Origin of the sequence: Stenotrophomonas sp. S39, from assembly GCF_016624665.1 — a bacterium.
Taxonomy (GTDB): Bacteria; Pseudomonadota; Gammaproteobacteria; order Xanthomonadales; family Xanthomonadaceae; genus Stenotrophomonas.
Window position 1 is genome coordinate 1 of record NZ_JACVTT010000109.1, and the last position, 14,238, is coordinate 14,238.

The window sequence follows — 14,238 nt, forward strand, 5'->3', positions numbered from 1 at the left end:
GGCTCCGGGCCGGGGGCGGCGCGCCCGGCCCCGCCGCTACCGGAGGTTGCCGGTGCCCGGCGGGGTGGTTTGCAGCATCCGGCCACTAGCCCTTCCGGCCCATTCACAACCCTCCCCGGGGTGCTAGATTCGGCCGATGCCCGCTGTCTGGCGGGTGCCCAATCACACCCCTGGGGATCAAGGATGCTCATCCATCGCACCTCTCTGGCGGCGGCCATCGCCGTTGCTACCTTCGGCCTGCTGGCCGCTGGCCCGGCGCTTGCCGATTACGCAAAGCCGCCGGAACACCTGCTGAAGGTGCTCAAAGCACCGCCGCCGCCGGCACCGAACGTCGATCCGAGCGGCCAGCGCCTGCTGCTGACCACCGCGCAGACCTATCCGTCCATCGCCCGCGTGGCCCAGCCGTACCTGAAGCTGGCCGGTGTGCGCCTGGAGCCCAAGAACCGCAGCCGCCACGATACTCCCGGCGGTTACGGCATCCCGGCCTGCGTGGCCGATTTCAGCGTGGTTGAAATTGCCAGCGGCAGGACCACCAAGGTCGACCTGCCGCAGGGCTGTGCCGGTGCGGCGCAGTGGTCGGCCGATGGCAGCCACTTCGCGTTCCAGAATGCGGTCGATACCAGCGTGCAGCTGTGGGTGGGCGATGCAGCCACCGGCCAGGTCAAGCAGGTACCGGGCGTGCAGCTCAACCCGATCTTCGGCAGCACCGTGCAGTGGCTCGGCGGCAGCCAGAACCTGCTGGTGAAGCTGGTGCCGGCCAACCAGGGCGCGGCACCCTCCGACGGCGGCGTGCCGACCGGCCCGGACGCGCAGGAATCGCTGGGCAGCAGCGGCGAAAGCAGTACCTATGAAGCGCGCGACACGCTGACCAGCGCGCATGACGAAAAGCTGTTCGCCTACTACGGCGCTTCGCAGCTGGCCGTGGTCGACACCACCAGCGGCAGCGTCCGCCCGGTCGGCAGCGCCGCCATCTTCAACGACGTCAACGCTGCGCCCGATGGCGTGCACGTGCTGACCGAATCGATCAAGCCGCCGTTCTCGCATGCGGTGACCTACCAGCGCTTCGCCAACGATGTGGCGGTGCTGGACATCACCACGGGCAAGGCCACCGCCATCGCCAGCCTGCCGCTGGCCGACCGCGTGCCGGTGCACGGCGTGCCGGAAGGCCCGCGTGGTTTCGACTGGCGCTCCACCGACCCGGCCACCCTGGTCTACGCCGAAGCGCTGGACAAGGGCGACTGGAAGGTGACCGTGCCACACCGCGATCGCGTGCTGATGCTGAAGGCCCCGTTCAACGGCAAGCCGGTGGAAATCGCCCGCACCGCGCAGCGTTTCGAAGGCCTGGCCTGGTCGGCGGACCCGGCGGTGTCCTTCATGTTCGAGAACGACGAGAACCGCCACTGGGTGCAGACCCGCATCGTCGATGTCGACCAGCCGAAGAAGGAAGGCCGCCTGCTGTGGGACATGTCCAGCGATGAGCTGTACGGCGACCCGGGCAACCTGGTGTTCAAGCGCCTGCCCAACGGCGCGGCGGTCGTGCGCCAGGAAGGCAATTTCGTGTTCCTGCGCGGGCAGGGCGCATCGCCGCAGGGTGATCGTCCGTTCCTGGACCGCCTGGACCTGGGCACGCTGAAGAGTGAGCGCCTGTTCCGCAGCAGCGCCGATGCCTACGAGCAGTTCCTGGGCTTCAGCAACACCCCGGGCCGCTACCTCACCTGGCACCAGTCGGTGGTGGACGCGCCGAATGCGTTCGTGCGACAGCAGGGCGAGGCGGTTGCCGCCGCCAAGGACGGTGAGGCGCAGTTCGCGTCCACGGCCACTGCGCTGACCAAGCTGGTCGACCCGACGCCGGAAGTGCGCCAGATCAAGAAGCAGCTGGTGACCTACAAGCGTGCCGACGGCGTGGATCTGTCCTTCACCCTGTACACCCCGCCGGGCTACAAGGAAGGCCAGCGCGTGCCGGCCATCCTGTATGCGTACCCGGCCGACTTCGCCAACGCCGCCCAGGCCGGCCAGGTGTCCGGTTCGCAGCAGACCTTCACCCGCCTGCAGCCGTACCGCCTGATGCTGCTGGCCGGCTACGCGATCATCGACAACGCCTCGTTCCCGATCGTCGGCGACCCGAAGACCGCCTATGACACCTATCTGGAGCAGTTGGAAGCCGACGCCAAGGCGGCGGTGGACAAGGCCGTGGACATGGGCGTGGTCGATCGCAACCGCATCGGCGTCACCGGCCACAGCCATGGCGGCCTGATGACCGCCAACCTGATCGCGCACACCAACCTGTTCAAGGCCGGCGTGGCGACCAGCGGTTCGTACAACAAGACGTTCACCCCGTTCGGCTTCCAGAACGAGCGTCGCTCGGTGTGGCAGGCGCAGGACGTGTACCTGAAGGCGTCGCCGTTCTTCTACGCCGACAAGATCAAGCTGCCGCTGCTGCTGGTCCACGGCGAGGATGATGCCAACCCGGGCACCGAACCGTTCCAGTCGCGCAAGCTGTACCAGGCCATCCGTGGCAACGGTGGCACGACCCGCCTGGTGATGCTGCCGAACGAACCGCACTGGTACACCGCACTGGAATCGAACGAACAGCTGGTGTCGGAGATGCTGAACTGGTTCGACACCTACGTGAAGAACGCGCGGTAGAGTCGAGCTTGCTCGACTGCCCTTGTAGAGTCGAGCCATGCTCGACTGCTTTTGCAGAGTTGAGCCATGCTCGACTGCCTGCAGAAGACAGTCGAGCAAGCTCGACTCTACAAAGGCCCTGCCATTGCGTTGCCGCAAAGCTGCGGTACGCTGCAGCTCTGGTGTTCGCCACGGATGCGTCCAATGAAAGCCATCGTTCTTGCTGTGTCCCTGTCACTGGCCATCGCACCGGCCATCGCGCCGGCACAGGAGCTGACCGGTGAACTGGCCGCGCTGGGCATTACCGCCGGCATGCCCTATGCCAAGGCCAAGCGCCTGCTTGATGCGGCCGGTTGGCACGTCACGCCGCCGGAATCAGCGCAGGCCGCACTGCCGGACTTCCCCGAGATCGAATGCGGCCAGGGCCGCGATGCGGTGTGCTCGGCCGGCTTCCACAAGGACGATCAAACGGTGGCGATGATCATCGGCACCACCCAGGCGGGGCAGCCGTACGTACAAGGCACCTACTGATCGGCCACGGATACCGCCATGACATCTGTTGCAACCGGTCGTACCGGAATCGGATGGCTGCTGATCGGCCTGCTGTGCAGTGGCGTGGCTGCAGCGGGCTGCACGGTGCTGGGCCGGTTTGCGATACCGCAGTTCGTTGAGAGTTTCGCCGAAGCGGGGCAGCCCTTGCCCGTGATCACCCAGGTCTTTGCTGGCAACTATGGGCTGGTCTGGCTTGCACCGCTGGCGGTGGTTGCGACCTGGCTGGCGGGGCGGGCACGCACCTCGGCGCTGATCGGTTGTATCGCGCTGATGCTGGCGACGCCGGTGGCCCTGTTCGCAGCCTATCTGCCGCTGTTCAAGCTGGGCACGCTGTTCTGATTGACGCGCCAGCAGAAGGCTGCGGTTCGTGACCCTGTACCGGTAACCATGACCTCCGGCCCGTCGCCGGGTGTCCGGCCGCGTACTACTCTCAGCGGTTCAAGGCGCGTGGGTGCCTCCTTCCACTGGAGTTGTCGATGTCCCGTTCGTTGCTGGTCGTCGTTTCCGCTGTATTGACGCTGTCCCCACTGCCGCTGCTGGCCGCCAGGGCACCTGCGCAGGACCTGGCCGCCGAGGTCAATCCGTTCATCGGCACCACCAATGCCGGCAACGTCTACCCCGGGCCGACGGTGCCCTTCGGCATGGTGGCCTTCAGCCCGGAAATGACCGCATTGCCGGGCAAGCGTTTCCCGATCGCCGCACCCGGCGGCTACGAGTGGCGCAGCAACGGTGTGCGTGGTTTCAGCCTGACCCACGTCAATGGCACCGGCTGCACCGGCGCCAGTGGCGATATCCCGCTGATGCCAGTGACCCTGCCAGTGGAGCTGTCGCCCTCATCCGCCGATGCCGGGGTGCGCTACACCAGCCTGCTGGACCACGCCAAGGAAACCGCCAGCCCCGGCGCCTACACGCTCACCCTGGACAACGGCGTGGCCGTCAGCCTGGCGGCCACCGCGCGCACGGCCGTGGGCCAGTTCCAGTTCCCGGCCGACAAGCCGGCCAACCTGCTGTTCCGCACGTCCGACAGCGAAGTAGGCAGCAGCGATTCGACGATCATCATCGACCCGGCCACGCGCACCGTGCGCGGTTCGGTCACCAGCGGCAACTTCTGCGGCTACCTCGCCGAGGACCGCCGCGAAAGCTATTACACCCTGCATTTCGTCGCCGAGTTCGACCAGCCGTTTGAGGTGGGTGGCACCTGGCGCGACGACACGGTGCAGGCCGGCGCGCGTGAAGGAAGCGGTGGCACCACCTATGGCAGCAAGGGCCACCCGCCGGCCGGCAAGGGCGCGGGCGGCTGGATCAGCTTTGATGCCAAGCGCACGCCGCAGGTGACCGCACGCATCGGCATTTCGTACGTGGATGAAGCCGGCGCGCGGGCCAACCTGCGCCGCGAGAGCCCGCAGGGCACGACGGTGGCTGCAACGCAGGCCGCCACCCGTGCGAAATGGAACGAACTGCTGGGCCAGGTGCGGGTACAGGGCGGCACCGCCGACGAGCGCACCGTGTTCTACACCGCGCTCTACCACGCCATGCTGGCGCCCAACCTGCACAGCGATGGCGACGGGCGCTACCGCGGCATGGATGGCAAGGTGCATAGCCTGTCCAAACGACAGCAGGCGCAGTACGCCAACTACTCGGGCTGGGATGTGTACCGCTCGCAGCTGCAGCTGCTGACCCTGCTGCAGCCGCAGGTGGGCTCTGACGTGGCGCAGTCGCTGTTGAACCAGGCCGACCAGAATGGCGGCGTGTGGGATCGCTGGACCCATATCACCGGTGCCACCGGGGTGATGAACGGCGATCCGTCGCCGCCGTCGGTGGCGGCCATCCATGCCTTTGGCGGCCGCAGCTTCGACCTGCAGCGCGCCTACGCCTCGCTGAAGAAGGCCGCCACCGTGCCCACCGCGCGCGACCTGGACAAGCGCGGTTGCCCGGTGCTGTGCGTGGGCCAGCGCCCGGGCTTGGACCAGTGGCTGGCGTTGAAGTACATGCCTGAAGGCGCACCGGGCTGGGGCAGTGCGGCTGATACGCTGGAAATGGTCAGCGCCGACTTCGGCCTGTCCGAGCTGGCCCTGGCGGCCGGCGATGCGCAGGGCGCAAAGCAGTTCCGCGAGCGTTCCGGCTGGGGGCGCAACCTCTACAACCCGAAGGCCACCGCGCAGCAGGGCTACATCCAGCCGCGCAACGCCGATGGCAGCTGGCCCGCGTTCGACCCGGCGGCCGATGATGGCTTCGTCGAGGGCAGCGGCGCGCAGTACCTGTGGATGGTGCCGTTCGATCCGGCCGGTCTGTTCGAGGCGCTCGGTGGCCGCGACGCCAGCATCGCGCGCCTGGATGCATTCTTCCGCAAGGAGGATGGGGCCTGGGCGGTGACCAAGTCCGGCCCGCTGCACGCCGAGCTGGACAACGAACCGTCCATCGCCGCGCCGTGGCTCTACAACTTCCTCGGCCAGCCGTGGAAGACCCAGGAAACCGTGCGCCAGGCGATGCGCCAGATCTGGACCAACACGCCCGAGGGCATGCCCGGCAACAATGACCTCGGGCAGATGTCCTCGTGGTACGTGTGGTCGGCGCTGGGCCTGTACCCGGTGTACCCGGGTCGCGCGGACCTGGTGATCGGCAGCCCGTTGTTCACCGAAGCGGTGATCACCCGCCCGGGCGCGAAGATCGTGGTGCGCGCGCGCGGCGCAGCGATGGATGCGCCGTACGTGCAGTCGCTGCAGGTGGATGGCAAGGCCAGCAACGCGAGCTGGCTGCCCGCCAGTTTCGTGCAGCGCGGCGGCACCCTGGACTTCGAGCTGGGCACCACGAAGAACGAGCAGTGGGGCGCACAGGACGTACCGCCTTCGCACGGCCCCCGGTAAATCCGCACGCTGCGTTGATGAACCACGAAACAGCCTGCCACCAGTAGATCCACGCCATGCGTGGATGCCGTGCCACGCCATGCGTGGATGAACCACCACACGGCCGGGCACCACCCGGCCGTGCTAGCCTGACCGTGCAACAGACAAGCGGCAGGAGGTTCCCATGGAAATTCCACAGGACGTGTACGAGCACGTACTGGGCGTGGCGGTCGAAATGGCCAATGCCAGCACCCACGGTGATACCCGCAGCCAGTGGCGGCTGCATGACGAACTGCGGCAGTACTGCGATGCGATGGCGGTGGAAGGCCGCGACCATCCGTTCCTGTGGGAAACCCTGGGCGACTTCACCAGCGACAGTGGCATAGCGATCGGTTACTACGAACGCGCGCTGAAACAGGCGCGCCAGCTGGGCGTGATCGAAGGCGAAGCGTCGATCTGCCTGGGGCTGGCGCGGCGCCACATCGACCAGGGTGAAAAGGAGCGCGGCTACGAGTTCGCGTTGCGCGCCGACGAAGCCGCACGGCAGACCGACGACCTCGATCTGCGGCGCGAGATCAGCCAGTTCCTTCTGGAAAATTCATGAGCTACATCCTTCACGCCCGATGCTGCGCTGCCGCCTTGGCCCTCGCCATGACTACGTCCTGTGTGCAGGCGCAGCCGCCGCAGGCGGTCAATCCGCTGCTGCTGAAACCGGTCGACCAGGTCACCCCGGATGAGGTGCGCTACCTGCAGCAGCGCCTGTCCGACTGGCCAGAGCTGGCGCGCTACCGAGAGGCCAACGCGCGCGTACCGGCCAAGCAGGCCGGCGTGCCACGCGTGCTGTTCTACGGCGATTCGATCACCCAGGGCTGGGGTGAAAAAGATCCTGCGGCGTTCTTCCCCGGCAAGGGCTACCTCAACCGCGGCATCGGCGGGCAGACCACGCCGCAGATGCTGCTGCGCTTCCGCCAGGACGTCATCGCTCTGCAGCCGGACGTGGTGCTCATTCTTGCCGGCACCAACGATATTGCTGGCAACACCGGGCCCAGCACGCAGGCGATGATCGAGGACAACCTGCACGCGATGGTGGAGCTGGCCCGTGCACACGGCATCGCCGTTGTGCTGGCCTCGGTGCTGCCGGTGAGCGAGTACCCGTGGATGCCCGGCATCGAACCGGCGCCGAAGGTGCGTGCCTTGAATGCGGCGCTCAAGCAGTATGCCGATGCACAGGGGCTGGTGTACCTGGATTACTACACGGCCATGGCCAATGCGGCCGGTGGACTGGATGCTGCCTTGGCGGCCGATGGTGTGCATCCCACCGCGAAGGGCTATGCCGTGATGGCACCGTTGGCGGAGCGCGCCATCGAGCGCGCGCTGGCCGCCACGCCGCCTGGCGCGCGCTGATCGCATTCGCTGGGCATGGCAGCTGTTTCCAACAGGCTGGTCGAGACCGTGGCGCGCGCCGTGTTCAAGCGCAACCCGGTGCTGGTCACTGAGCTCTATTCAAGCGCCGGCGACCAGCCGCGCCGCTACACGTCGGCCGAGGCGCTCTGCGAACATGGCCGGGCCCTGCAGTGGGTGTCCGGCGGCATGCTGTTGATAGGCGTGCAGTACGCGGACATGGGCGGTGCCGTGCGCGTGCGCCCGTTCGACACCGGGCGCAGTGAATCTGCGCGATTCACGGTCTCCGGCTGGGGGCTGATCTCGATCCTGCTGCCGATGGCCGTCGATGCCAACTGCGCCGCGAAGGTGCACGCCCTCACCGAGCGCGCTGCACTGGGCCGGGAGCGGGGCGCGCTGGATGTTCCGCCCGTGTGCGACTGGAACTGGAACGCGGTGGAATCGCACAAGCGGCGCTTGAAGGACGTGCTCCGGTAGGCGCTCTAAAGCGTCCGCTCAGTCGTCGTCGCGCTTCAGTGCCGCATCGGCGGCGAGCAGCGCTTCGGCGGCCGCACTCAATGGCGGCGACGGCGGCGTATCGCAGCCGATGGCCGCCATCATCCGTTCCATGCCCACGAAGCTGCGCGCACGGCGGTCGTAGATGCCGGTGACCAGCAGGGCACGGGTGACGACTTTCTGCTCCGGCCCGACCAGCACGCGCTGCTCCATGATGATCCGCGTGCCGACCCAGCCGGCCAGCCGCGTTTCCAGGGTGAAGCGCTGGAACGGCTTGAGCTCGCGGCGGAACTGGATGGTGCCGGCGCCGACGATGGGCGCCCACTTCTCGCGCAGCGCCACCTTGCCCAGGCCCATGCGCAGGATCAGGTCCAGCCGGCCGAGGTCGAAGATGTTCCAGTAGCGCCCGTTGGTCATGTGCAGGTTGCTGTCCAGATCGTTGGGCAGCACGCGGAACGGCAGGCGCGAAACCCCGAACGGGGCCTGCAGCTTCGGCCGGAACAGGCTGCACAGCAGCAGGTGGAGCAGGCGGAACCAGAGATTCATGGTTATGACGACTGTTATAGATCAGCCGATACGCTAATCTATGACGACTGTCCTAGCAAGGAGAGCGGCATGAGCCCGCGAGCGTCCGAAGCCCCGCAGCGTGTGATCGATGCCGCCGCCCAGATGCTGGCGCGGGTAGGGCTCAATGCCACCAGCATCCGCGAGGTGACCAAGCTGGCCGAAGCGCCGCTGGGTTCGACCTACCACCACTTCCCGGGGGGCAAGCAGGAACTGCTGGCCAGGGCGACCCACATGGCCGGTGACAAGGTGGAGGCGTTGCTGGTGGAGCTGCTGCGCGACGGCGCGGTGCAGGGCCTGCAGGAGTTCCTGGCGATGTGGCGCGAGCGCCTGCTGCGCTCGCAGTTCCGTGCCGGCTGCCCGGTGCTGGCCGCGGCAGTGGAAGAACCGGTCGACGCCGTCGCGAGCCAGCCGCGCGCGGCCGCCGCCAAGGTGTTCGTGCGTTGGCAGGGGCACCTCGCCCAGGCGTTCGTCGCCGATGGGCACGCGCCGGAGCAGGCGGCCGGATTGGCCAGTCTTGTCATCGCCAGCGTGGAAGGCGCGGTGGCCATGAGTCGCGCGCTGCAGGACATCGCCCCGTTCGACCAGGTGGCCGCGCAGCTGCTGACGGCCGCCGCGCCACCTGCACGATAGAATCGACCCGAACGTAACCACGCTTGTTCGGCAAGGATGTCCGCATGCTGCACCACCTTTCCCTCGGCGTCCGTGATCTGGATGCCGCCGGTCGCTTCTACGACGCAGTGCTCGCCGCACTCGGTTACCGCCGCGTGTTCGAGGATGACACCGCGATCGGCTACGGCGTGGCCGATGATGAAGACGCGCTGTGCCTGAAGCTGCGCGACGATGCCACGCCGCCGGGCCCGGGCTTCCACCTGGCATTTGCCGCCGACTCTGCCATGGCCGTCGATGTCTTCCATGCAGCGGCCATGGCGACCGGAGGGCGTGACAACGGTCCGCCCGGCCTGCGCCCCGATTACGGCGATACGTATTACGCGGCGTTCGTGGTCGACCCCGATGGCCATCACATCGAAGCGGTGACCAAGGCGCTGCCGGCATGAAGCGGACCAGGCGTTTCGGCGGCAGCGCGCTGAAGCTGCCGATGACCCGCAGCAGCGAAGTCGCACGCGCGCGGCGGCAGCTGCAGCACCAGGGATGGCCGCGCCTGCAGATGGCGCTGATCGTGCTGCTGACCGGCGGCGCGGGCTTCCTGGCCTCGCATGTGCTGCGGCTGGCCGGGCTGGACAGCATGCTGCTGCGTTACCCGCTGGCGGTACTGCTGGCCTATGCCGTGTTCCTGCTGCTGATGTGGATCTGGATCCGCTGGCGCTGGGATGCGGTGGCGGACGGGGCAGGCGAAGTCGCCAGCAATGCTGGCGGTGGTGGAAGTACGCCGCGCAGCGGTCCTTCCTGGGGCGGCAGCGGCGGTCACTCCGGCGGTGGCGGCGCGTCGGCATCCTGGGGCGAGGCCTCGGCTGCCTCGGTCATGGACAGCGATGGCGCATCCCTGATCGATGCCGCCACCGAGCATGAAGCCGGCCTGCCATTGCTGGCCGTGCTCGGCATTCTCGCGCTGGTGGCCAGCGTGTTGTTGGCCAGTGCCTGGGTGGTGTGGTCGGCGCCGGTGCTGATGGCCGAGCTGCTGGTGGACGCTGCGATTGTCGGCGGCCTGTACCGGCGCATGCAGGGCATGGGTGCGCAGGGCTGGTGGCGGTTGTGCCTGTCGCACACGTTCTGGCCGCTGCTGGGCCTGCTGGTGTTCTTCGCCGGGCTGGGCTGGGTGGCGCAGCAGCTGGCGCCGGGTGCGGTCAGCCTGATGCAGGTGGTGCAGGCGCTGTAGTTTCCCGGCTGCGCCTGCACGTGCGGGCTGGCGATTGCCGCTCAATCAAAACGCCAGCGCACCCCTGCGTAGACACCCCGGCCTTCGCCCGGCGTGGAGCGGGCGACATCCTTGCCGGCATCGTCATAGCCCGGCGTCACCGTTGCGGCGTAGTGGCGGTCGCCGATGTTGCGCATCTCCGCCCAGGCCTGCCAGCGGCCACCTGGTGCGTCGTAGCCGATGCGGCTGCCGAAGATCACATGGCTGTCGGCCCAGTAGCTGTTGGCGTAATCCACGGCAATGCGCGAGGCGTACTCGGTGTTGAGTGCGGCGTACAGGCCGGAGGCATGGTCGAAGCGCAGTTCGGCCTGGTAGCTGTGCTGCGGCAGGCCGGGCAGGCGGTTGCTGCCGAAGCGCGTGTCATGGCGGTAGCGGAAATCACTGAAGGTGTAGGCCTGGCGCAGTGACAGTCGACCCGGTGCGCCCTGCCACAGCGTGCTGTCCAGGCCGGCCTCGATGCCGCGGTGCACGGTGGGGCTGGCGTTGTTCTCGGCCACGAACAGGTTTGGTACCGGCTGCAGCTCCACGCTCAGCAGTTCGTGGTTGACGTGTGCGTAGTAGCCGGTCAGTTCCCAGCGGCCCAGTGCCGCTTCGCCGCGCGCGCCCAGTTCCAGCGTGGTAGCGGTCTGGTTCTGCATCGCCACCGGCGTGCTCTGGCGGCCGGTGGATGGGCCGTTGCCCGCGCCGAAGAACTGGTTCGAACCCCAGATCATCGACCACGGGTGCGGCGCTTCCACCGAGCGGCTGAGGTTGCCGAACCACTGCGTCTGCGCACTGTGCTGCCAGGTGAAACCCAGGCGCGGCGCGTAGTCCCAGTCGTGGTCGCGCAGGCGGCCGCCGCTGGTGGGCCAGGTCACCTGCACATCGCTGCGGGTGTTGATCAGCGCCAGGCCGGTCTGCACGCGCAGGCGGTCATTCACGGCCAGGTTGTTGCCGATGTGCAGCGTGCTGTTGGTACCGAGATGGCGGAAGTCGCGCGTGCGCGTGCCGGCGGCATAGCCATTGCTGGCAAAACGCAGCGACTCGCGAACGTTGGCATCCAGGTCGTGGGCCACGCGCAGGCCGACGGTGGTCTCGCTGTCGCGGCCGAACAGAGTGTGGCGTTGGCGGTAGTCCAGCGTGGCGTTGAGGTCGGCGTAGTCCAGCTGCTGGCGGTACAGGCTCTCGCCCAGGTCCATCGGGTACTTGTGGTAGACCAGCCCGGCCTGCAGCGAAGAATCCTCGTCGATCTGCAGCGTGGTCATGTTGCCGATCCAGGTGCTGCCCGGCTGCGGACGGCGCGCATCGATGGCCAGGTTGGCCGGGTTGGCCGCGCGCGGGTCGTTGCGGATCTGCTCGCGGGTCAGGCGCCCGGGCGTTTCGTGGTTGGTTTCGCGGTAGCGCACGAAGAAGCGCGTCTGCAGATCGGGCGTGACCTGCCAGCCGATGTTGGCCATCGCGCCCTTGCCATCACCGCGCGCGTGGCGCTGGTAACCGTCGAATTCGCTGTCGGTGTAGGCCAGGAAGTAGTCGACATCACCACTGACGCCGCCCCAGCTGATCCCGCGCTTCTGGTAGCCGCGGCTGCCGGCTTCGTAATGCAGCTGCACGCCGGCCGAATCACGGCCGCTGCGGCTGACATAGTCGATGGCACCACCCAACGCCAGCGCGCCGCGCTCGAAACCGTTGGCGCCGCGCAGGACTTCCACGCGTGAAAGCCACAGCGGTTCCAGCAGTTCGTAGGGCGTGCCGCCCGGGCCGGTCAGCGGCAGGCCATCGAGGGAGACGGCGATGCCCGATGCATGCGCGCCCGGCCCGCGGTTGATGCCCGAACCGCGGATCGACACCTTGGTGCCCTCGTTGCCCGGCGACTGCGCACTGATGCCCGGCTGGAAGGCCAGCACATCGGCGCTGCTGGACAGGCGGCTGTCGGCCTTGGCAACGTCGATGACATTGCTGGCGCCGGGCACGCGCTTGAGCGCCTCGCGGGCCTGGGCGCTGGCATCGGCGGCGGTGACCTGCACCGCGTCCAGCGTGGTGGCCTGCGGCGCGGCGTGGGCGGTGGCGGCAAGGCTGAGGGAAACGGCCAGGAACAGCGGCGACGGGGTGGGGCGGTAGGACGGAAGCGACATGCGGACAGGCTGTAAACTGCGAGAATGGCGCGAAAGTTAACAGGTCGCGGGCAATACGTCACCCGCCGGCTGCGTATGGGGGGTGGTGCACCTGTAGAGCCGAGCCCATGCTCGGCTGCTTTTCTACGGAGCCGAGCATCGGCTCGGCTCTACAAAGGCTGTTTCGCCAGCGCCTTCGACTTTGCGTACAACGCCTTTGCAGTCTCCGCATCCCCCAGCGCCGCATGGCATTCGGCCAGGCTGTCCCACGCATTGGCGGACGCCGGGTACAGCTCGGTGTTGAGGGCGAATACCTTCAATGCCCTGGCTGCGCCCAGGCTCTCGCGGATGGCGTAACCGCTGGTATTGATCGCGCGCTCGCGCTCGTCGCCGGTGATGCCGGGGTTGTCCTGCAGCCAGTTCTGCATCGCTGCGGCTGCGCCTGCGTTCTCATCCATCGCATAGGCAATCAGCCGCTCGGACAGCACCGCATGCGGAAACTCCTTCGGCGCCGCCACCGCCATCGTGCTTTCCACCAGCGTGCTCGACCACACGTTGCGCGCGCTGCCGTTGGTGAAATACACGAACACCCAGTAGCCGCTGGCCAGGCTGCCCTTGTAGGCCAACCGTGCCCGCACGCGGGTGCCGCCATCGTGGCCGACCTGGGTGTAGCCATCGCTGCGCGTGGTGTCCCAGCCGGTGGAGAAGAAATTGCTGCCGCCGTTGGCGAGATTCTGCGGCTGCCAGAGCTTTTCCAGTGTCGCTGTCCGTACCAGTTTCCCGGTGGCCAGGGCCTGCAGGAAACGATTGATGTCACCCACGGTGGTCTGCAGGTCGGCATGGCCCCAGCCGTAGCGCGGCCACGGATCTTCATTGGCGGGTTGCAACGCGCCGTCCTTGCCGATGTACGGCACCGCCGCGCGTGCTGCCGGCACGCTGTCCAGCCCCCACGAAGTACTGCGCATCTTCAGTGGCTGCAGGATGCGTTCGCGGGCGATATCCGGATAGGGCTTGCGGTAATGCGCTTCCAGCAACGCGGTCAGCACCAGGTAGTTGGCCTGGGTGTACTGCACGCGGCTGCCGGTGGCGAACTGCATCGGCGCTACGCCTGCCACCTTCAGTGCGGCGGCAAGATCCGGCGCAACGCCGGGGTAGCCCTTGCTCACCCAGCGGTTGTCCACGCGCTCGTAGTACTCGGCGATGCCGGAGCTGTGGTTGAGGAAGTCGCGCACGTGGATCGCCTGCCAAGCCGCTGGCAGTCCGGGCACGTAACGGCTGGCCGGTGCATCCAGATCCAGCTTGCCCTGGTCGACCAGCTGCATCACCAGCGTGCTGGTCAGCAGCTTGGCCATCGACTGCGCGGCAAAGATGGAATCGGCTGTGGCCGCTGCATGGGACGCCGGATCGCGTTCACCGCTGGCGCCCTGGTAGAGGATCTGGCCGTTGTGTGCAACCAGCACCGCCTGGCCGGCGATGCGGTAGCGCTCGCTATTGGCCTGCAGCTGGGTGTCCAGACGCGCCGGAAGATCTTCGGGAGCATCATGCGCCGAAGCGGGCAGGGTGACTGCCAGGGCGCAGAAAAGTGCAGCGGCAAGGGCGCGATACATCGCGGTGGTCCGTCAGCGGCGATGGCGCATCTTGGTCAGGGCGGGAGATCGGGTCAAGAGCACCGATTCCCGCGCCAGGGACAGCCGGCCAGCGGCCGGCACTACCACACGTTCAGGGTAGCGCCGGGCCGGGCCCGGCGCCGCACCATAAACCGAGCAAACCCCGCACATCCCGCCCCATTTAA

The 14,238-nt window shown here is 67.6% G+C and carries 13 protein-coding genes; 10 read left to right on the forward strand and 3 right to left on the reverse strand.

What is annotated here, in order from left to right; genetic code table 11:
• Positions 1–183: 183 nt before the first annotated feature.
• The 7 genes from IAE41_RS19705 (at position 184) to IAE41_RS19735 (ending at position 7,898) form a co-directional block, all read left to right on the forward strand.
• Entirely contained in the window at positions 184–2,646 is a 2,463-nt protein-coding gene (locus IAE41_RS19705; RefSeq protein ID WP_200734260.1) for a prolyl oligopeptidase family serine peptidase, read from the forward strand.
• A gap of 183 nt (positions 2,647–2,829) precedes the next feature.
• Positions 2,830–3,156, forward strand: coding sequence for a hypothetical protein (locus tag IAE41_RS19710; protein ID WP_200734261.1), 327 nt, complete (start codon positions 2,830–2,832; stop codon positions 3,154–3,156).
• 18 nt (positions 3,157–3,174) lie between these two features.
• On the forward strand, positions 3,175–3,516 hold the full coding sequence (locus IAE41_RS19715; RefSeq protein ID WP_200734262.1) for a hypothetical protein: 342 nt from the start codon (positions 3,175–3,177) through the stop codon (positions 3,514–3,516).
• A 137-nt stretch (positions 3,517–3,653) separates the two neighbouring features.
• Positions 3,654–6,041 carry a GH92 family glycosyl hydrolase gene (locus IAE41_RS19720; RefSeq protein ID WP_200734263.1) on the forward strand — a complete coding sequence of 796 codons (2,388 nt, stop codon included), beginning with the start codon at positions 3,654–3,656 and terminating at the stop codon, positions 6,039–6,041.
• A gap of 163 nt (positions 6,042–6,204) precedes the next feature.
• Positions 6,205–6,624: a hypothetical protein gene (locus IAE41_RS19725; protein WP_200734264.1), complete on the forward strand. Its 420-nt coding sequence runs from the start codon at positions 6,205–6,207 to the stop codon at positions 6,622–6,624.
• Between the two features lie 47 nt (positions 6,625–6,671).
• Entirely contained in the window at positions 6,672–7,424 is a 753-nt protein-coding gene (locus IAE41_RS19730; protein ID WP_234458873.1) for an SGNH/GDSL hydrolase family protein, read from the forward strand.
• A 15-nt stretch (positions 7,425–7,439) separates the two neighbouring features.
• On the forward strand, positions 7,440–7,898 hold the full coding sequence (locus IAE41_RS19735; protein WP_200734266.1) for a hypothetical protein: 459 nt from the start codon (positions 7,440–7,442) through the stop codon (positions 7,896–7,898).
• 18 nt (positions 7,899–7,916) lie between these two features.
• Here the strand turns inward: IAE41_RS19735 and IAE41_RS19740 are convergent, their stop codons facing one another.
• Positions 7,917–8,462 carry a thioesterase family protein gene (locus tag IAE41_RS19740; RefSeq protein ID WP_079222360.1) on the reverse strand — a complete coding sequence of 182 codons (546 nt, stop codon included), beginning with the start codon at positions 8,460–8,462 and terminating at the stop codon, positions 7,917–7,919.
• 69 nt (positions 8,463–8,531) lie between these two features.
• On the opposite strand from IAE41_RS19740, the gene IAE41_RS19745 reads away from it, so the two are divergent.
• From IAE41_RS19745 to IAE41_RS19755, 3 genes are read left to right on the forward strand one after another with little or no spacing between them, the layout of a single operon-like run.
• Positions 8,532–9,113, forward strand: coding sequence for a TetR/AcrR family transcriptional regulator (locus IAE41_RS19745; RefSeq protein ID WP_200734267.1), 582 nt, complete (start codon positions 8,532–8,534; stop codon positions 9,111–9,113).
• Between the two features lie 44 nt (positions 9,114–9,157).
• Positions 9,158–9,538, forward strand: coding sequence for a VOC family protein (locus tag IAE41_RS19750; protein WP_079222358.1), 381 nt, complete (start codon positions 9,158–9,160; stop codon positions 9,536–9,538).
• On the forward strand, positions 9,535–10,317 hold the full coding sequence (locus tag IAE41_RS19755; protein WP_200734268.1) for a hypothetical protein: 783 nt from the start codon (positions 9,535–9,537) through the stop codon (positions 10,315–10,317). The genes IAE41_RS19750 and IAE41_RS19755 overlap by 4 nt, the downstream gene beginning before the upstream one ends.
• Positions 10,318–10,358: 41 nt before the next feature.
• Here IAE41_RS19755 and IAE41_RS19760 read toward each other — a convergent pair whose 3' ends face one another.
• A complete protein-coding gene (locus IAE41_RS19760; RefSeq protein WP_200734269.1) occupies positions 10,359–12,467 on the reverse strand; it encodes a TonB-dependent receptor in 2,109 nt (702 codons plus the stop codon).
• A 149-nt stretch (positions 12,468–12,616) separates the two neighbouring features.
• Positions 12,617–14,053: a serine hydrolase domain-containing protein gene (locus tag IAE41_RS19765; RefSeq protein ID WP_200734270.1), complete on the reverse strand. Its 1,437-nt coding sequence runs from the start codon at positions 14,051–14,053 to the stop codon at positions 12,617–12,619.
• Positions 14,054–14,238 lie beyond the last annotated feature (185 nt).